The 15,613-nt window shown below is 60.9% G+C and carries 20 protein-coding genes; 16 read left to right on the top strand and 4 right to left on the bottom strand.

Going from position 1 to position 15,613, the window contains the following annotated elements; all coding sequences use genetic code 11:
* Positions 1-75: 75 nt before the first annotated feature.
* Genes prfB through CVE41_RS14030 form a run of 4 tightly spaced genes read left to right on the top strand, consistent with a single transcriptional unit; the run spans position 76 to position 3,752 of the window.
* Positions 76-1,203 carry a peptide chain release factor 2 gene (prfB, locus tag CVE41_RS14015; protein WP_100261211.1) on the top strand — a complete coding sequence of 376 codons (1,128 nt, stop codon included), beginning with the start codon at positions 76-78 and terminating at the stop codon, positions 1,201-1,203.
* Positions 1,200-1,919 carry a class I SAM-dependent methyltransferase gene (locus tag CVE41_RS14020; RefSeq protein WP_100261212.1) on the top strand — a complete coding sequence of 240 codons (720 nt, stop codon included), beginning with the start codon at positions 1,200-1,202 and terminating at the stop codon, positions 1,917-1,919. Before prfB ends, CVE41_RS14020 begins: the two co-directional genes overlap by 4 nt.
* Positions 1,920-1,955: 36 nt before the next feature.
* Positions 1,956-3,362, top strand: coding sequence for an NAD(P)H-dependent flavin oxidoreductase (locus CVE41_RS14025; RefSeq protein WP_100261213.1), 1,407 nt, complete (start codon positions 1,956-1,958; stop codon positions 3,360-3,362).
* A gap of 6 nt (positions 3,363-3,368) precedes the next feature.
* Positions 3,369-3,752, top strand: coding sequence for a hypothetical protein (locus CVE41_RS14030; protein WP_100261214.1), 384 nt, complete (start codon positions 3,369-3,371; stop codon positions 3,750-3,752).
* 3 nt (positions 3,753-3,755) lie between these two features.
* Here the strand turns inward: CVE41_RS14030 and CVE41_RS14035 are convergent, their stop codons facing one another.
* Both CVE41_RS14035 and CVE41_RS14040 read right to left on the bottom strand, forming a co-directional pair.
* On the bottom strand, positions 3,756-4,184 hold the full coding sequence (locus CVE41_RS14035) for a nuclear transport factor 2 family protein (protein ID WP_100261215.1): 429 nt from the start codon (positions 4,182-4,184) through the stop codon (positions 3,756-3,758).
* 289 nt (positions 4,185-4,473) lie between these two features.
* On the bottom strand, positions 4,474-5,496 hold the full coding sequence (locus CVE41_RS14040; RefSeq protein ID WP_100261216.1) for a 2-hydroxyacid dehydrogenase: 1,023 nt from the start codon (positions 5,494-5,496) through the stop codon (positions 4,474-4,476).
* 83 nt (positions 5,497-5,579) lie between these two features.
* On the opposite strand from CVE41_RS14040, the gene CVE41_RS14045 reads away from it, so the two are divergent.
* Positions 5,580-6,050, top strand: a complete 471-nt coding sequence (locus tag CVE41_RS14045) for an SH3 domain-containing protein (RefSeq protein WP_100261217.1) — start codon at positions 5,580-5,582, stop codon at positions 6,048-6,050.
* On the opposite strand, the gene CVE41_RS14050 is transcribed toward CVE41_RS14045, so the two are convergent.
* Both CVE41_RS14050 and CVE41_RS14055 read right to left on the bottom strand, forming a co-directional pair.
* On the bottom strand, positions 6,051-6,452 hold the full coding sequence (locus tag CVE41_RS14050) for a hypothetical protein (RefSeq protein ID WP_157799523.1): 402 nt from the start codon (positions 6,450-6,452) through the stop codon (positions 6,051-6,053).
* Positions 6,433-7,629 (bottom strand): thiolase family protein, encoded by a 1,197-nt coding sequence (locus tag CVE41_RS14055; protein WP_100261219.1) that lies wholly within the window; start codon positions 7,627-7,629, stop codon positions 6,433-6,435. The genes CVE41_RS14050 and CVE41_RS14055 overlap by 20 nt, the downstream gene beginning before the upstream one ends.
* A gap of 89 nt (positions 7,630-7,718) precedes the next feature.
* Between CVE41_RS14055 and CVE41_RS14060 the strand changes: the two genes are divergently transcribed.
* From CVE41_RS14060 to nuoF, 11 genes are all read left to right on the top strand, one after another.
* On the top strand, positions 7,719-9,149 hold the full coding sequence (locus CVE41_RS14060) for a coniferyl aldehyde dehydrogenase (RefSeq protein WP_198507790.1): 1,431 nt from the start codon (positions 7,719-7,721) through the stop codon (positions 9,147-9,149).
* A gap of 213 nt (positions 9,150-9,362) precedes the next feature.
* Complete coding sequence (ndhC, locus tag CVE41_RS14065; RefSeq protein ID WP_090479351.1) at positions 9,363-9,737, top strand: NADH-quinone oxidoreductase subunit A; 375 nt, start codon at positions 9,363-9,365, stop codon at positions 9,735-9,737.
* Positions 9,738-9,750: 13 nt separating this feature from the next.
* Complete coding sequence (locus CVE41_RS14070) at positions 9,751-10,317, top strand: NuoB/complex I 20 kDa subunit family protein (RefSeq protein WP_408633973.1); 567 nt, start codon at positions 9,751-9,753, stop codon at positions 10,315-10,317.
* Between the two features lie 10 nt (positions 10,318-10,327).
* Entirely contained in the window at positions 10,328-11,176 is an 849-nt protein-coding gene (locus CVE41_RS14075; protein ID WP_100261220.1) for an NADH-quinone oxidoreductase subunit C, read from the top strand.
* Positions 11,176-11,706, top strand: a complete 531-nt coding sequence (locus tag CVE41_RS14080) for a hypothetical protein (RefSeq protein WP_100261221.1) — start codon at positions 11,176-11,178, stop codon at positions 11,704-11,706. The genes CVE41_RS14075 and CVE41_RS14080 overlap by 1 nt, the downstream gene beginning before the upstream one ends.
* On the top strand, positions 11,703-12,920 hold the full coding sequence (locus CVE41_RS14085) for an NADH-quinone oxidoreductase subunit D (protein WP_100261222.1): 1,218 nt from the start codon (positions 11,703-11,705) through the stop codon (positions 12,918-12,920). Before CVE41_RS14080 ends, CVE41_RS14085 begins: the two co-directional genes overlap by 4 nt.
* Positions 12,917-13,090 carry a hypothetical protein gene (locus CVE41_RS14795; RefSeq protein ID WP_198507674.1) on the top strand — a complete coding sequence of 58 codons (174 nt, stop codon included), beginning with the start codon at positions 12,917-12,919 and terminating at the stop codon, positions 13,088-13,090. The genes CVE41_RS14085 and CVE41_RS14795 overlap by 4 nt, the downstream gene beginning before the upstream one ends.
* Positions 13,083-13,754 carry an NADH-quinone oxidoreductase subunit NuoE gene (nuoE, locus tag CVE41_RS14090; RefSeq protein ID WP_100261223.1) on the top strand — a complete coding sequence of 224 codons (672 nt, stop codon included), beginning with the start codon at positions 13,083-13,085 and terminating at the stop codon, positions 13,752-13,754. Before CVE41_RS14795 ends, nuoE begins: the two co-directional genes overlap by 8 nt.
* Positions 13,751-13,894 (top strand): hypothetical protein, encoded by a 144-nt coding sequence (locus tag CVE41_RS14800; RefSeq protein ID WP_198507675.1) that lies wholly within the window; start codon positions 13,751-13,753, stop codon positions 13,892-13,894. The genes nuoE and CVE41_RS14800 overlap by 4 nt, the downstream gene beginning before the upstream one ends.
* Positions 13,891-14,274 (top strand): hypothetical protein, encoded by a 384-nt coding sequence (locus CVE41_RS14095; protein WP_100261224.1) that lies wholly within the window; start codon positions 13,891-13,893, stop codon positions 14,272-14,274. Before CVE41_RS14800 ends, CVE41_RS14095 begins: the two co-directional genes overlap by 4 nt.
* A complete protein-coding gene (gene nuoF / locus CVE41_RS14100; protein WP_100261225.1) occupies positions 14,264-15,556 on the top strand; it encodes an NADH-quinone oxidoreductase subunit NuoF in 1,293 nt (430 codons plus the stop codon). The genes CVE41_RS14095 and nuoF overlap by 11 nt, the downstream gene beginning before the upstream one ends.
* Positions 15,557-15,613: the final 57 nt, after the last annotated feature.

A 15,613-nucleotide genomic window follows, 5' to 3' on the forward strand; every position in this document is an offset into this window, starting at 1 on the left:
GCACACCCGCGCAGCTTTACAATTATAGCCTGCGCGTTAGGTGGGCGAACCAACGGACTACAAGGAATTCGTCTTATGCGTGCCGAAGGGCAGGCCAATATCGACCGTATCGAAGCTGCTCTTGCGCTGGTGCGCCAGTCGCTCGACTGGGATCATGCACTGCGCCAGCTGGATGAACTTGACGCCAGGGTTCAGGATCCGACCCTGTGGGACGATCCCAAGCAGGCGCAGGCCATTACGCAGGAGCAAAAGCGGCTCGAGACCGCGATCAACACGGTGCGCGAGATCGAGAGCGAGATGGCTGACGCGATCGAATTCGTCGAGATGGGTGAAGCCGAAGGCGATGAAGATGTCGCCAATGAAGGGCTCGCCAGTCTTGCCGCGCTCGCCGAGCGGGCTGACCGGGACAAGGTGCAAGCGCTCCTGTCCGGAGAGGCCGATGGGAACGACACCTATCTCGAAATCCATGCCGGAGCGGGCGGCACCGAAAGCAACGATTGGGCAGAAATGCTCTTCCGCATGTACGCGCGTTGGGCAGAGCGCCGCGGCTTCAAGGTCGAAACGGTGGAATACCAGGCCGGCGACCAGGCCGGGATCAAGTCGGCGACGCTGCTGCTGAAAGGCGAAAACGCCTATGGCTATGCCAAGACCGAAAGCGGCGTCCACCGCCTCGTCCGCATCAGCCCGTACGATAGTTCTGCACGTCGTCACACGAGCTTCTGTTCGGTCTGGGTCTATCCGGTCATCGACGACAATATCGACATCGAGATCAATCCCGCAGACCTCAAGATCGACACCTATCGCGCATCCGGTGCTGGCGGACAGCACGTCAACACGACCGACTCTGCCGTTCGCATTACCCACCAGCCGACCGGTATCGTGGTCGCCAGCCAGAACGACCGCAGCCAGCACAAGAACCGCGCAACAGCGATGAATATGCTGAAAGCACGCCTGTTCGAGCGGGAGATGGCGGAACGCGAAGCGGCTGCTTCGGGCGAGTACCAGGAAAAGAGCGATATCGGGTGGGGACACCAGATCCGGTCTTATGTTCTTCAGCCGTACCAGATGGTCAAAGACCTCAGGACCGGCGTGACATCGCCGACGCCCGACGACGTTCTAGACGGGGCACTGGATCCGTTCATTTCCGCCGCGCTCGCGCAGCAGGTTACTGGTGAAACGGTAGAGGTGGAGGACGCCGAGTGAGGCGTGCGTCGCTCCTCCTGATTGCGCTGGGCGCGCTTGCCGGGTGCGATGCGGTCACGAGCGATCAAGCTTCCGGACCGGTCTTTCCCGAGCCGGACAGGCCTGTATCCGAAGTCATCTCCTACCAGTTCTCGACGGAAGACGCCCGCGACAGCCGTGGTGAAGCGCAAAAAGTCATGGACCTTGCAGAAATAGAGCCGGGCATGACCGTGGCGGATATTGGCGCAGGGAACGGCTACTACACGGTTCGCCTCGCGCCGCGTGTCGGAGATTCCGGGCGGGTGCTTGCGCAGGATATCGACCCCGAAGCCATCCAGAGACTGGGTCGCCGGGTAGAGCGTCAACGTCTCGACAACGTGTCCATCAGGCTCGGTGAACCCAGCAATCCGCGTTTACCGGACAACAGCTTCGACCGCATTTTCATGGTCCACATGTATCACGAGATCCAGCAGCCCTACGAGTTCCTGTGGAATATGTGGCCGGCCTTGCGGGACGGTGGTCAGGTGATAGTCGTGGACGTCGATCGACCGACGGACCAGCACGGGATCGACCCTTTGCTTCTGTCATGCGAATTTCGCCGGGCCGGGTATGAACTTGTGGCTTTCAAGGACGCTCCCGAATTGTCGGGCTACTATGCACAGTTCAAGGCAGCGGCTAACAGGCCAAAGCCGGAAGAGATAACGCCCTGCCGCGCAGATAGCGGCAACGAGGGCTAGGCACGAGAAAGTGCCCAATCAGGGAAAGAGGATTGCATGAATTTCAAGGGTCTTAGCCCGATCGTCTATGGTGGACGCGAAGTCTGGCCGCTTATCGAAGGCGGCAAGGGCGTCTCGGCGACAAATCACGCGAGCTCTGGCGCCTGGGCGGCTGCAGGCGGCATCGGCACGGTTAGCGCCGTCAACGCCGATAGCTACGACGAAGACGGAAACCCCATTCCTCAGGTCTATCCGCAGGCAACCCGGGTCGAGCGCTTCGAACAACTCGTGCGCTACGCCATCGACGGCGCGACCGAGCAGGTGAACCGGGCCTACGAGATTTCCGAAGGCCGCGGCGCCATCAACATCAACGTCTTGTGGGAACAGGGCGGGGCGCAGCAGGTGCTCGAAGGCGTGCTGGAAAATTGCGCCGACAAGATCACGGGCGTCACGTGCGGGGCGGGTATGCCGTACAAGCTGGCCGAGATCGCCCAGCGCTATAACGTCCACTACCTCCCGATCGTGTCGTCCGCGCGCGCCTTCCGCGCCTTGTGGAAGCGCAGCTATTCGAAGGTGCCTGACCTGCTCGCCGCCGTGGTCTACGAAGACCCCTGGCTCGCCGGCGGGCACAACGGCCTTTCCAACGCGGAAGACCCGACAAAGCCGGAAGATCCCTATCCGCGCGTGAAGGCCCTGCGGGAGACGATGCGCGCGGAAGGTGTCTCGGAAGATACGGCAATCGTCATGGCAGGCGGTGTCTGGTTCCTGCGCGAATGGAACGACTGGATCGACAATCCGGAGCTCGGCAAGATTGCCTTCCAGTTCGGTACGCGCCCGCTGCTGACGGAGGAAAGCCCGATCCCGCAGGTCTGGAAAGACATGCTTCGCACGGTCGAACCGGGCGACGTCCTGCTGCACAAGTTCAGCCCCACCGGTTTCTATTCCAGCGCGGTGAAAACGCCGTTCCTCTACGATCTCATGCACCGTTCGGAACGCCAGATCCCGATCTTCAAGCGCGACCAGGAAGACGGCACGATCCCGCTATCGGATCATGGCAAGGCAAAGTACTTTTTCGTCCACCCGGGTGACCAGCGTAAAGCGCAGGCATGGATGCACGAAGGCTTTACCGAGGCTCTCAAGACCCCGGACGACACCGTGGTTTTCGTGACGCCCGGAAGCGCCGAACAAATCCGCGCCGACCAGCAGGGCTGCATGGGCTGCCTGTCGCACTGCCAGTTCTCGAGCTGGAAGGATCACGACAACCACACGACCGGACGCCTCGCCGACCCGCGCAGCTTCTGCATCCAGAAGACCCTGCAGGACATCGCCCATGGCGGCGACCCGGACGAGAACCTCGCCTTCGCAGGCCACGCCGCCTACCGGTTCAAGCAGGACCCGTTCTACTCGAACAACTTCACCCCCACGGTGAAGGAGTTGGTCGAGCGGATTTTGACGGGGGACTGAGGCCTTTTGGCGCTGCGGATTTCATTCGATCCCCCGGTCGACGATGGGTTCGACGATGATGGGTGCCGATTGATTGTCGACACTGGCTCATTCCGCGGTGAAGCTCGTTACCGAAACCGGTTGCCGATGGAGCTCAATCGGCTAGCCGAAGAACTTCGCAGGTTTCCGATTTCTGACGTTGTGGAATTTCAAGCCTTTGATGGCTTGTTCAAAATTCGTGTCGAACCAAGGGATGACCTGGGTCACTTGCGATTGCAGATATGGCTGGCTGAAGAGATTGATTGGAACAGCGTTTCAATCGACGCGAGTGTTACGCATTCCGAGTTGCAGAGGTTTGAAACCGAACTCTCGAATCTGATCTCGCAAGGTTACGGTTCCGCCACGCTTTGAGGTTCAGCGCCAGAGCTGCATCGACCTGATGGCATCGGGCATCTTGGCATCCTCGTCGGGCCGCGAGATGGTGCGTTCGACGATGCGCCATTTGCGGCGCACCTTGCCCTTTTGCCACAGGTCCATGAGCCAGGTTTCGCCCGACCAGTCATGGTCCCCCATGGTCGCGTCGAGCGTCATGCGGGTGGCGAAAACCGCGATGTTGCCGTGACGACGGACGTAGACTTCGTCGAAGCGATAGCCGTTGCAGCGAAAGCGCGTGGTCGCCGCCTCCAGCCAGCTTGCGCGATCGAGGATCGCGGGACTGTTCGATCCGAGCAGGAAAATGAAGTCCTTCGACGCGAGCGTCTTCATCACATTGCGGTCACGTTGCGCCCAGGCGCGCATCCACTGGTGTTCGAGCGCTTCGATCTGGCTTGAAAATTCGTCCATGGGACGGAGCGCTTAAAGCTACTCGCCGACAATGCAAAGCCGGTATCGGTTGCGATTGGGGAACAGGGGTTTTCCTACTTGCCCGCCTTATGCTCGCTAGCGTGCGATGAGACCCAGCAATCCTCCGGGCCGTTTAGCCGCAGCAGCCGGTGCTGCATCACAAACGCGTGCGTCGGGTTTCGGCAGGGCGAGGTGTCACCCTCCCATGCACATTGGAAAATCGTGTAATTGCAATAGCTTGGGTGGAAGATCGGAAGGCGACACCCTGTCGCCTTTGTCACCTTCGGCGTCAGAATCCGCTCAGAACCTGGTCGGGCGGTCGGTGCCCGTCGACCCACATGCGGATATTGGCGATCACCTTGATGCCGGATTCCTCGCGGCCTTCGCGCGTTGCGCTGCCGATGTGGGGCAGGGTCATGACATTGGGGTGCCGGATCAGCCGCTCGTCAACGTGGGGTTCGTCCGGATAGACGTCGAGACCTGCACCGGCGAGTTGGCCGCTTTCGAGGGCAGCAACCAGCGCCTCGTAATCGACGAGGTCGCCGCGCGCCGTGTTGATGAGGCTCGCGCCCTCTTTCATCAGGCCGAGCCTGCGGGCGTCGATCATGTGGCGATTTTCCGCATCGGCGGGGCAATGCAATGTCAGGATATCCGCCTCGGCCACGAGCTCGTCGAGTGTTTCGACATATCGCGCGCCGAACATGCGTTCGATCGCTTCGGGAAGGCGTTTGCGGTTGTGGTAGGCGACCTCCAGCCCGAAGGCGCGGGCGCGGTGGGCGACAGCCTGTCCGATACGTCCCATGCCCACGATGCCCAGGGTCTTTCCGCCCAGCTTGCGCCCAAGCATCGCGGTCGGCGCCCAGCCGGTCCATTTCCCGCTGCGAATGAGTTCGACCCCTTCGCGAATTCGCCGCGGAACGCCAATAATCCCGGCCATCGTCAGATCGGCCGTATCGTCGGTGAATACGCCGGGCGTGTTGGTGACGATGATGCCTTTTTTCGCTGCCGCCTTGAGGTCGATATGCTCGGTTCCGGCACCGAAATTCGCGATGAGGCCGAGGTCGCTTCCCGCAGCCTCGATCATCTCGGCATCGATCCGGTCGGTGACGGTGGGGACGAGGACGTCGCAGTCCTGCATCGCGGCAACGAGCGCATCGCGGTCCATCGGGTTATCATCCGTGTTGAGGCGCGCATCGAACAGTTCGGACATGCGCTGTTCCACGGCTTTGGCGAGATGGCGCGTAACGGTAACGCGTGGCGTCCTATCGAGGCGCTTCTCGGGACGGTCGAATGAAGTGTCGTGCTCGCTCATGTTGTTCACATCGCTACGCTTACGTGCGGGAAACGGTCAAGCGATGCTTGAAGCGAATCCGTGGCCATCGTACAGCCTCTCCTATGTCGCGAGTGTCCCTTGTTATCCTGTTGGCTCCTTTACTGGCATTGGGATCACCTGCGTTGGCGCAGGATCGCGAAGTGCCGTATTGGGCAAGCGTGCGCGCAACAGAACTCAACATGAGGGTGGGGCCGAGCGCAGATTACAAGATAGCATGGGTCTATCGACGCAAGGGACTGCCCGTGAAGGTCCTGCGCATAATGGAAGGATGGCGCCTGATCGAAGACCCGGACGGTGTACGGGGATGGGTCGTCTCGCGTCTATTGACCCCGGACCGCGCGGCAATAGTGGTCGGGAAGGGCGAGGGGGCCATTCTCGCCGATCCGGAGGCCGGAGGTTCGGTCAAATGGCGCGTGGAGCCGGGTGTCGTTGGCACGCTTGGCGATTGCGACGAGGGCTGGTGCGAATTCGCGGTGGGCAATCGGGCGGGATACATCCAGCAGGACCGCCTGTGGGGTGCGGGCGAGCCCTGATCACTCGGGGCCTGCGGTTTCCTCCTCGATCCGCGTGACAGATCCCGTAGGTCCTTGATCATAACAGACGTCCGGTTCGCTCCCTTCCGGATCGTAGCACAGGCTTTTGCCGTCCAGGCGCCAAGTACCCTTCTCGATAGGATTGCCGTCTGCATCGCTGTCGAGATAGGTCCCGTCGGCGTTCAATGACTGCCGGATACGCGAGCCATCAGCCAGCGTCGCTTCATAGGTCCCGGCGATGTCTGCCGGTGACGGGCTTTCCTTCACGGGCTGGGGTTTCGGCTGATCCGGACTGCATGCTGCAAGAGCAATGCCGGCAGCGATCTGAAGGCAGAGGGCGACGGTGTGCCCGCTGCCATGTTCGTCGCTACCGGCGTTCACTTCAGGCCAGTTCCACTGCAACGGCGGTCGCTTCCCCGCCGCCGATGCACAGCGATGCTACGCCGCGCTTCTTGCCCTGCTGCTTGAGCGCATTGAGCAAGGTGACGATAATGCGGGTGCCGCTTGCACCGATCGGGTGCCCGAGCGCGGTGCCACCACCGTTTACATTGATCTTGTCGTGCGGGATGCCGATGTCGCGCATGGCGAACATTGCGACGCAAGCGAAGGCTTCGTTCACTTCCCACAGGTCGACATCGTCCGCCGACCAGCCGGCCTTCTCGAGGACCTTGTTGATCGCGCCGACGGGTGCGACCGTGAACTCCGAAGGCTCCTGTGCATGGGCGGCCATCGCGACGATCTTGGCCACTGGCGACTGGCCATTTGCCGAAGCCACGCTTTCGCGTGTCAGGACAACCGCAGCGGCGCCATCGGAGATCGAGGAAGAAGTAGCCGCGGTAATCGTGCCGTCCTTGGCGAAAGCAGGACGCAGTTGCGGAATCTTGTCGGGACGGCCCTTGCCGGGCTGCTCGTCATGTTCGACAGTGACGTCGCCCTTGCGGGTCGAGAAGGTGACCGGAACGACCTCGTCCGCAAATGCACCGCCGTCGATCGCTGCATTCGCGCGGCGCAGCGATTCGATGGAATATTCGTCCATCTGTTCGCGGGTCAGCTGGTAGTCGTTCGCGGTGTCCTGCGCGAAAGTGCCCATCGCGCGGCCTTCCTCATAGGCATCTTCGAGCCCGTCCAGGAACATATGGTCGTAGGTGGTGTCATGGCCGAGGCGCGCACCCGAACGGTGTTTCTTCAGGAGGTAGGGAGCATTAGTCATGCTCTCCATGCCGCCCGCGACGACGTAATCGACCGTGCCGCTGGCGAGCGCCTCGGCACCCATGATGACGGTCTGCATGCCGCTGCCGCAGACCTTGTTGACCGTGGTTGCCTGTACGGATTTGGGCAGTCCCGCCTTGATCGAGGCCTGGCGGGCAGGGGCCTGGCCAAGACCTGCGGGAAGGACGCAGCCCATATAGGTGCGGTCGAATTTGTCGGGTGCGACGCCCGAACGTTCTACCGCTGCCTTGACCGCTGTCGCTCCGAGGTCGGTCGCGGACACATCGGCGAGGGCACCCTGCATGCCGCCCATGGGGGTGCGGGCGTAGGAAAGAATTACGACGGGATCGTTTGCGCTGAACTGGGTCATGCTTGTGCTGGTCCTCTGGTTCTGGAATATCTCGTCGTCGAGATAGGATAGGCGTCGCTGCGGCGCAACACAGACCAAGGGAGAATATGATGGCCGATGAGCGACTGAACAGGATGGAAGAAGTCCTTCGCAAGCAACGTGCGGCTCATCACCAGATGCGTCCCGAACCCATGGCTCTTCGCAAGGATCGTATCGAGCGTTCGATCAAGTTGCTGAAAGATCATGCCGACGACCTGTGCAAGGTCATGAGCGCGGATTTCGGCAACCGCTCGCCTCAGCAATCGATGATGACCGACATCGTCGGCACGATCAATTTCGGAAAATACTGCCTCAAACGCATGGATGGCTGGGCAAAGGCGGACAAACGCCATGTGCAGTTCCCACTCGGCCTGCTCGGGGCCAAGGCCGAGGTGCGTTACGAACCCAAAGGGGTGATCGGCATCCTTAGTCCGTGGAATTTCCCCGTGAACCTCACGTTCGGACCGCTGATGCAGATTTTCGCGGCCGGAAACCGGGCGATGATCAAGCCCAGTGAGTTCACCGAGAAGACCAGCCTGCTCATGAAGGAGCTGGTCGCGGAATATTTCACCGAAGACGAGTGTGCCGTATTCACCGGGGGCCCGGAAATCGCGGCTGCTTTTTCGGAAATGCCCTTCGACCACCTGGTATTCACCGGCTCGACAGCAACCGGTCGCAAAGTCATGGAGGCGGCGTCGAAGAACCTCGTGCCGGTGACCCTTGAGCTCGGCGGCAAGAGTCCCGTGTTCCTGGGTGAGAGCGCCGATTTCGCGAAGGCCGGCGAACGCATCGCGATGGGCAAGATGATGAATGCGGGCCAGATCTGCCTTGCGCCCGACTACCTCTACGTCCCCGAAAGCAAGCAGGACGAAGCGATCCACGGGGTCTGGCAGGGCACGGCGAACATGTATCCCACGCTGCTCGACAACGACGATTACGCCAGTGTTGTCACCGACCGCCATTTCGACCGCCTTCAGGGGCTGGTTGCCGACGCGCGCGACAAAGGTGCCGAGGTCATCGAGGTCAATCCGGGCAATGAGGATTTCTCGAACACCAACAGCCGCAAGATGCCGCTGACGATCCTCAAGAACGTGACCGAGGACATGAAGGCGATGCAGGAAGAAATCTTCGGCCCGGTCCTTCCGGTGAAGACCTACCGCCACATGGACGAGGCGATCGATTATGTGAACGAGCACGATCGTCCGCTGGGCCTCTATTATTTCGGGCAGGATTCCGACGAGCAGTCGAAGGTCCTGACGAAGACGATCAGCGGCGGCGTCACCGTCAACGACGTGATCTTCCACGTGTCCATGGATGATCTGCCGTTCGGCGGGGTCGGTCCTTCCGGAATGGGAAGCTATCACGGTATCGAGGGATTCCGCGAATTCAGCCATGCCCGAAGCGTCTACACCCAGCCAAAGATCGACGTCGCGAAGCTGGCAGGGTTCAAGCCGCCTTATGGCGATGCCACCCGCAAGGCCATCCACAAGATGATGAAGTAAAGGCTGTCGTGGCGCGCGCTGCTCTCGTGATCGACGCGGGTGCGCCCGACAAATGCTCAATACCGATCCGGATGCACGGACCGCGCCCTCACCGGAGCGGAATGTGCATCCGTTGCAACCATACTTACGGGAATTGCGGCTTTCGGACCCTTGCACCCATCACGTGAGGAGCCTAGAGGCGTGCCCGAACCAAGCCCCGCTTAGGAATCATTCGTGGTCGACCTCGAACAATATCTACCGATCCTGATCTTCCTCTTCATCGCAGTCGTCCTTTCGACTGCCTTCGTGTTCCTGCCGATGGGCGTTTCCCGCCTTACCGGCGCGCACGCTCCCGATGCGGAGAAGCTCAGCGAATACGAGTGCGGATTTCCCGCATTCGATGATGCCCGCAGCCAGTTCGACGTTCGCTTCTATCTTGTCGCGATCTCGTTCCTGCTGTTCGACCTCGAAGCCTCGTTCCTTTTCCCATGGGCTGTCAGCCTCGACATCACCGGATGGACGGGCTGGATTTCGATGGTGATTTTCCTTCTTATTCTCGCGATCGGCCTCGCTTACGAATGGAAGATGGGCGCACTGGATTGGGACTGATATGAGCCAGCAAATGACTTCCAGCCCGCATGGACGCGACGCGCTTCTGCAACCGACGGCTCAGCCTGGCGATGTGCGCCAGCCCGACCAGGACTATTTCAACGCGCTCCAGACCGAAGTGAATGACAAGGGCTTCCTCGTCACCAGCACCGAGGACCTGTTCCATTGGGCGCGTACAGGCTCGTTGTGGTGGATGACTTTCGGCCTCGCGTGCTGCGCGGTGGAGATGATCCATGTGAACATGCCGCGCTATGACATGGAGCGTTTCGGTGTCGCACCGCGTGCATCACCCCGTCAGTCGGACGTGATGATCGTCGCCGGCACACTGTGCAACAAGATGGCGCCTGCATTGCGCAAGGTTTACGACCAGATGTCGGAACCGAAATATGTCATCTCGATGGGCAGCTGCGCCAATGGCGGCGGCTACTATCACTATAGCTACAGCGTGGTTCGCGGCTGTGACCGCATCGTGCCTGTCGACATCTATGTGCCCGGCTGTCCTCCGACGGCAGAGGCGCTGCTCTACGGTGTGATGCAGCTGCAGCGTAAGATCCGCCGCGTCGGCACGATCGAGAGGTAAGGGCGAAGAGATGGCAACGCTTCATTCCGCGCCCCGATTTACCCAGATCGACGGCCTCAAGAACACGATCTCCGCTGCACTTGGCGATCATCTCGTCGAGGCGCACGAAGAGCATGGCGAACTGCTTGTCCACGTCCAGCGTGGCAGCATCGAGAGCGTCCTGCGCACCCTGCGCGATGATTTCGAATACCAACAGCTGATGGAAATCGCCGGTGTCGATTACCCGAGCCGTGATGAGCGGTTCGAAGTGGTCTACATGCTGCTTTCGGTCACCACCAACAATCGCATCATGGTCAAGTGCCGTGCCTCGGAAGACACGCCGGTGCCTACCGTGACGACTCTCTGGCCCAATGCGGGCTGGCTGGAGCGTGAAGTCTTCGACATGTACGGCGTGTTGTTCGACGGGAATACCGACCTGCGTCGTATCCTGACCGACTATGGCTTCGAAGGTCATCCATTCCGCAAGGACTTCCCGCTCACGGGCTATGTCGAATTGCGGTACTCCGAAGACGAGAAACGCGTCGTCTACGAACCTGTGAAGCTGGCTCAGGACCTGCGCCAGTTCGACTTCATGAGCCCGTGGGAAGGCGCGGATTACGTCCTTCCGGGCGACGAAAAGGCGGATATGCCGCCAATCGACGATCCCAAGACCACCGAAAGCCCCAAGCAGACGGGTGCCGGTGCAAAGGCCGACGAAAAGGCAGCCGAGAAGGTCAGCGCCGATGCGCCTGCCGAAAAAGACGGCGGTGCCGATGCTCCGCCTCCTGAGCCGACAGAAGACCGGCCCAAGCGCAAGAAGCGTGTCGGCAAGACGACCGATACCGCCAAGGCGACAAAGCCGAAGAAGGGCGCCAATTGATGCGCGCGCTTGTCCTTCCTCTGACTGCGCTCGCGCTCGCGGCGTGCTCGTCCGAGCCTGCGCCGCAGGAAAGTGCGGATGATTTCGCCAGTCGCATCAATGGGGCGGGCCAAGCACCTGCCGCATCGGTGGACGCCGACGCGCCGAATGTCGCTCAGCAGGCTCCTCCTGCAGGTGCCAATGTGACCCAGCTCGAGCAGCTTCGCGACATCGCCAATGTCGACATGGGTCCGCGCGATGGCGGCTGCACCTTCATGGATGGCAATCGCGAACTCGTGATGGCTAGCGCGCTCAAGGAACCGACCTTGCCCGGCAAGGCAGTTATCCGCGTTGGAGGCGGCCTGACGCTGCTCGACACGGCCCCCGGTGGTCTCGATTCGATCAAGGCAGGCGCCATATTTTCAGGTGAGGGCGTGACCGTCCAGGTTGCGCCGCAGGCAGGCGATGCGGCTTCGCGTCCCGCCAACCTCACCGTAAGCGCTGCCGATGGCAGCACCGCCACCTACTCCGGCAAGTGGATTTGCGCATGAGTACCGGTTTCCAACTCGAAGAATCGCCGACTACCGGCGACGAAACGATCACCAATTACACGATCAACTTCGGTCCCCAGCACCCTGCTGCGCACGGCGTGCTGCGCATGGTCATGGAGCTCGACGGCGAGATTATCGAACGGATCGACCCGCACGTCGGCCTGCTGCATCGTGGCACCGAAAAGCTGATCGAGCACAAGACCTACCTGCAGGCGCTGCCGTATTTCGACCGTCTGGATTACTGTTCGCCGCTGGCGCAGGAATACAGCTACGTACTCGCCATCGAAAAGCTGATGAATGTCGAGGTTCCCGAGCGTGCACAGTACATCCGAGTGCTGTTCGCCGAGCTGACGCGCATCTGCAACCACATGCTCAACATCGGTGCGCACGTCATGGACGTCGGCGCGATGACGCCGAACCTGTGGGTGTTCGAACTGCGCGAAGACTGCATGAACTTCTTCGAGCGGATGAGCGGCGCGCGCATGCACCACGCTTACCTGCGCCCGGGCGGTGTCCACCAGGACGTGCCCGAAAAGCTGCTGGTCGATATCGGCGAGTGGATCGACACGCGGCTGCCCGAACTGTTCGGCGATGCGATGAGCCTGGTGCTCGACAACCGCATCTTCAAGCAGCGCAACGTCGATATCGCCGTGGTCAGCAAGGAAGACGCGCTGGCCTGGGGCTTCTCCGGCCCGATGATCCGCGCCGCCGGTATCCCGTGGGACCTCAGGAAGTCGCAGCCTTATGACGTCTACGACCGCATGGAATTCGACATTCCCGTCGGCACCAATTCGGACTGCTACGACCGCTTCGTGGTGCGCGTGAAGGAAGTTTACGAAAGCGCGAAGATCATCAAGCAGTGCCTGCGCGACATGCCCACCGGCCCGATCGCCAGCAGCGACCGCAAGGTATCGCCGCCCAAGCGCGCCGAGATGAAGCAGTCGATGGAAGCGCTGATCCACCACTTCAAGCTCTATACCGAGGGCTTTCACGTGCCTGCGGGCGAGGTCTATGTCGCCACCGAAAGCCCCAAAGGCGAATTCGGCGTCTACCTCGTCAGCGACGGGTCGAACAAACCCTATCGCTGCAAGATCCGCCCGACGGCCTTCAGCCACCTTCAAGCAATGGATTTCATGTGCAAAGGTCATATGCTGCCCGATGCCACCGCCATCCTCGGCGCAATCGATGTCGTGTTCGGGGAGTGTGACCGGTGACGCGCGCGAAATATACAGTGTTGGCGGGGGTTTTTCTCGTCCTTTATCTAGGTGCGCGTGTTACCGACCTCGATCTCGGCGGGTTCGGGTTGGGCCTTCTTTTCATCGCTGCAGTCTTCGGTTTGATGGCTGTCGTTAATCCGAACAATAAGAGCAGCAACAATGGCTGACCGCAATCCCGCACCCGATACTCCAGAACTGCGCGAGCGCTGGGGCGCGTTCGAGTTCAACGAAAGCTACCGCGCACGCGCGGACAAGGCGATTGCGCGCTATCCCGAGGGGCGCCAACGCTCGGCCGTGATGCCGCTGCTCGACCTCGCCCAGCGCCAGGTCGGTGAGGAAACGAACACGCAGGGCTGGCTCCCGCTGCCGGTGATCGAATATGTCGCCGATTATCTCGACATGCCGGTGATCCGCGTGCTCGAAGTCGCCAGCTTCTACTTCATGTACAACATGAAGCCGGTGGGTAAGTACCACGTGCAGGTTTGCGGCACGACGCCCTGCATGCTGCGCGGCTCGGACGGTCTGTTCGAAACCTGCAAGAAGCGCGGCATGAAGAAGGGCCACGTCTCCGACGACGGCCTCTGGACGCTCACCGAAGTCGAATGCATGGGCAATTGCGCCACCGCGCCGATGGCCCAGATCAACGACGACAATTACGAAGACCTCACGCCCGAGCGTCTGGACGAGATCCTCGACGAGCTGGCCGCGGGCAAACAGCCCAAGACCGGAACGCAGATCGAAGGCAAGAAGACCAGCGAGCCTGAAGGTGGTCCGACCACCCTCAAGGAAATGGTCGACGCGAACCACGATTACCGGAGTGAATGGTCATGAGCGCCGACTGGCTCACCATCATCCTCGCCATCGTCGGCGTGATCATCGCGTGGAAGGTGCTCAAGGGTATCGTCAAGACCGTGGCACTCGTGGCAATTCTGATTGTCGCCGCCATCGTAGTCTTCGGGGGGATGGGATGATCGCGCTTCCGCTACGCACCGCTGCCGCATCAATTCTCGCGCTCGCATCCGCGGCCGTTTGGTTCGCAACGCCAATGGACGAGTCAGCGAAATCGCTACTGGCAACGGCGCTGATGGTACTTTCAGCTCTTTTGCAACCGCGGAATGTCGAAGGCGAGGGATCAACGCAGCCTCCGCTCATTTTGTGGCGTGACCGTGACATCGGGCAACAACTCACGATCATCATCTTTCACGGCGTCGTGTTAACCCTGCTCGCTGGCCTTGCCTATGTGCTCGCAACCAGCATCGAAGGATTTGTAGGAAACGTAATAGCCGCGGCACTTTTGTGTGCAGGTGTCTGGGTGACAGTCAGGAACTGGAAGAATCGCAATGCTGGCTGACAAGGATCGCATCTTTACCAACCTCTATGGCTTCCAGGACTGGGGCCTGAAGGCTGCGCAGCAGCGCGGCGACTGGGACGATACCAAGTCGCTGATCGCGCGCGGGCACGACAATATCATCGAGGAAATGAAGGCTTCTGGCCTTCGCGGCCGTGGTGGCGCAGGCTTCCCGACCGGTCTCAAATGGTCGTTCATGCCGAAGGAATCGAAGGACGGTCGTCCCAGCTTCCTCGTCATCAACGCCGACGAATCCGAGCCCGGTTCGTGCAAGGACCGCGAGATCATCCGCCACGATCCGCACAAATTGATCGAGGGCGCGCTGATCGCCGGTTACGCCATGCGGGCGAGGGCGGCCTATATCTACATCCGCGGCGAATATATCCGCGAGGCCGAAACGCTGCAGGCCGCGATCGACGAGGCCTATGACGCTGGCCTCATCGGCAAGAACGCTTCGAAGTCTGGCTATGATTTCGACGTGTTCCTGCACCGCGGCGCGGGTGCCTACATCTGCGGCGAAGAAACCGCGATGATCGAAAGCCTCGAAGGCAAGAAGGGCCAGCCCCGCCTCAAGCCGCCGTTTCCTGCAGGCGCGGGCCTCTATGGCTGTCCGACAACGGTCAACAATGTGGAATCGATCGCCGTTGTACCGACCATCCTACGCCGCGGCGCGAGCTGGTTTGCAAGCTTCGGCCGCGAGAATAACAAGGGCACCAAGCTTTTCCAGATCAGCGGCCATGTGAACAAGCCCTGCGTGGTCGAGGAAGCGCTCAGCATCCCGTTCAGCGAGCTGATCGAGAAGCACTGCGGCGGCATCATCGACGGCAAGGACAATCTCCTCGCCGTCATCCCGGGCGGTTCGTCGGTCCCGCTGGTTCCGGCAGAGCAAATCTGGGACGCGCCGATGGATTTCGACGGTCTCAAGGACCTCGGGTCGGGCCTCGGCACGGCCGGCGTCATCGTAATGGACAAGTCGACCGACATCGTCCGCGCGATTTCGCGTCTAAGCTATTTCTACAAGCACGAGAGCTGCGGCCAGTGCACGCCCTGCCGTGAAGGCACGGGCTGGATGTGGCGCATGATGGAACGCCTGCGCACAGGCGATGCGGCAATCGAGGAAATCGACATGCTGCAGCAGGTTACGAAGCAGGTCGAAGGTCACACCATCTGCGCGCTGGGCGATGCGGCGGCGTGGCCGATCCAGGGCCTCATCCGCCACTTCCGCCCCGAGCTCGAACGCCGGATCGAAGAACATAAAGCCAAGTTTGCGGAGGCCGCAGAATGAGAACACGGCCTACCACCATTACAGTCCTAGCGATCTACTTGATACTTGTGTTCTCCG

Source organism: Qipengyuania seohaensis (assembly GCF_002795865.1).
In the GTDB taxonomy this organism is placed as follows: domain Bacteria; phylum Pseudomonadota; class Alphaproteobacteria; order Sphingomonadales; family Sphingomonadaceae; genus Qipengyuania; species Qipengyuania seohaensis.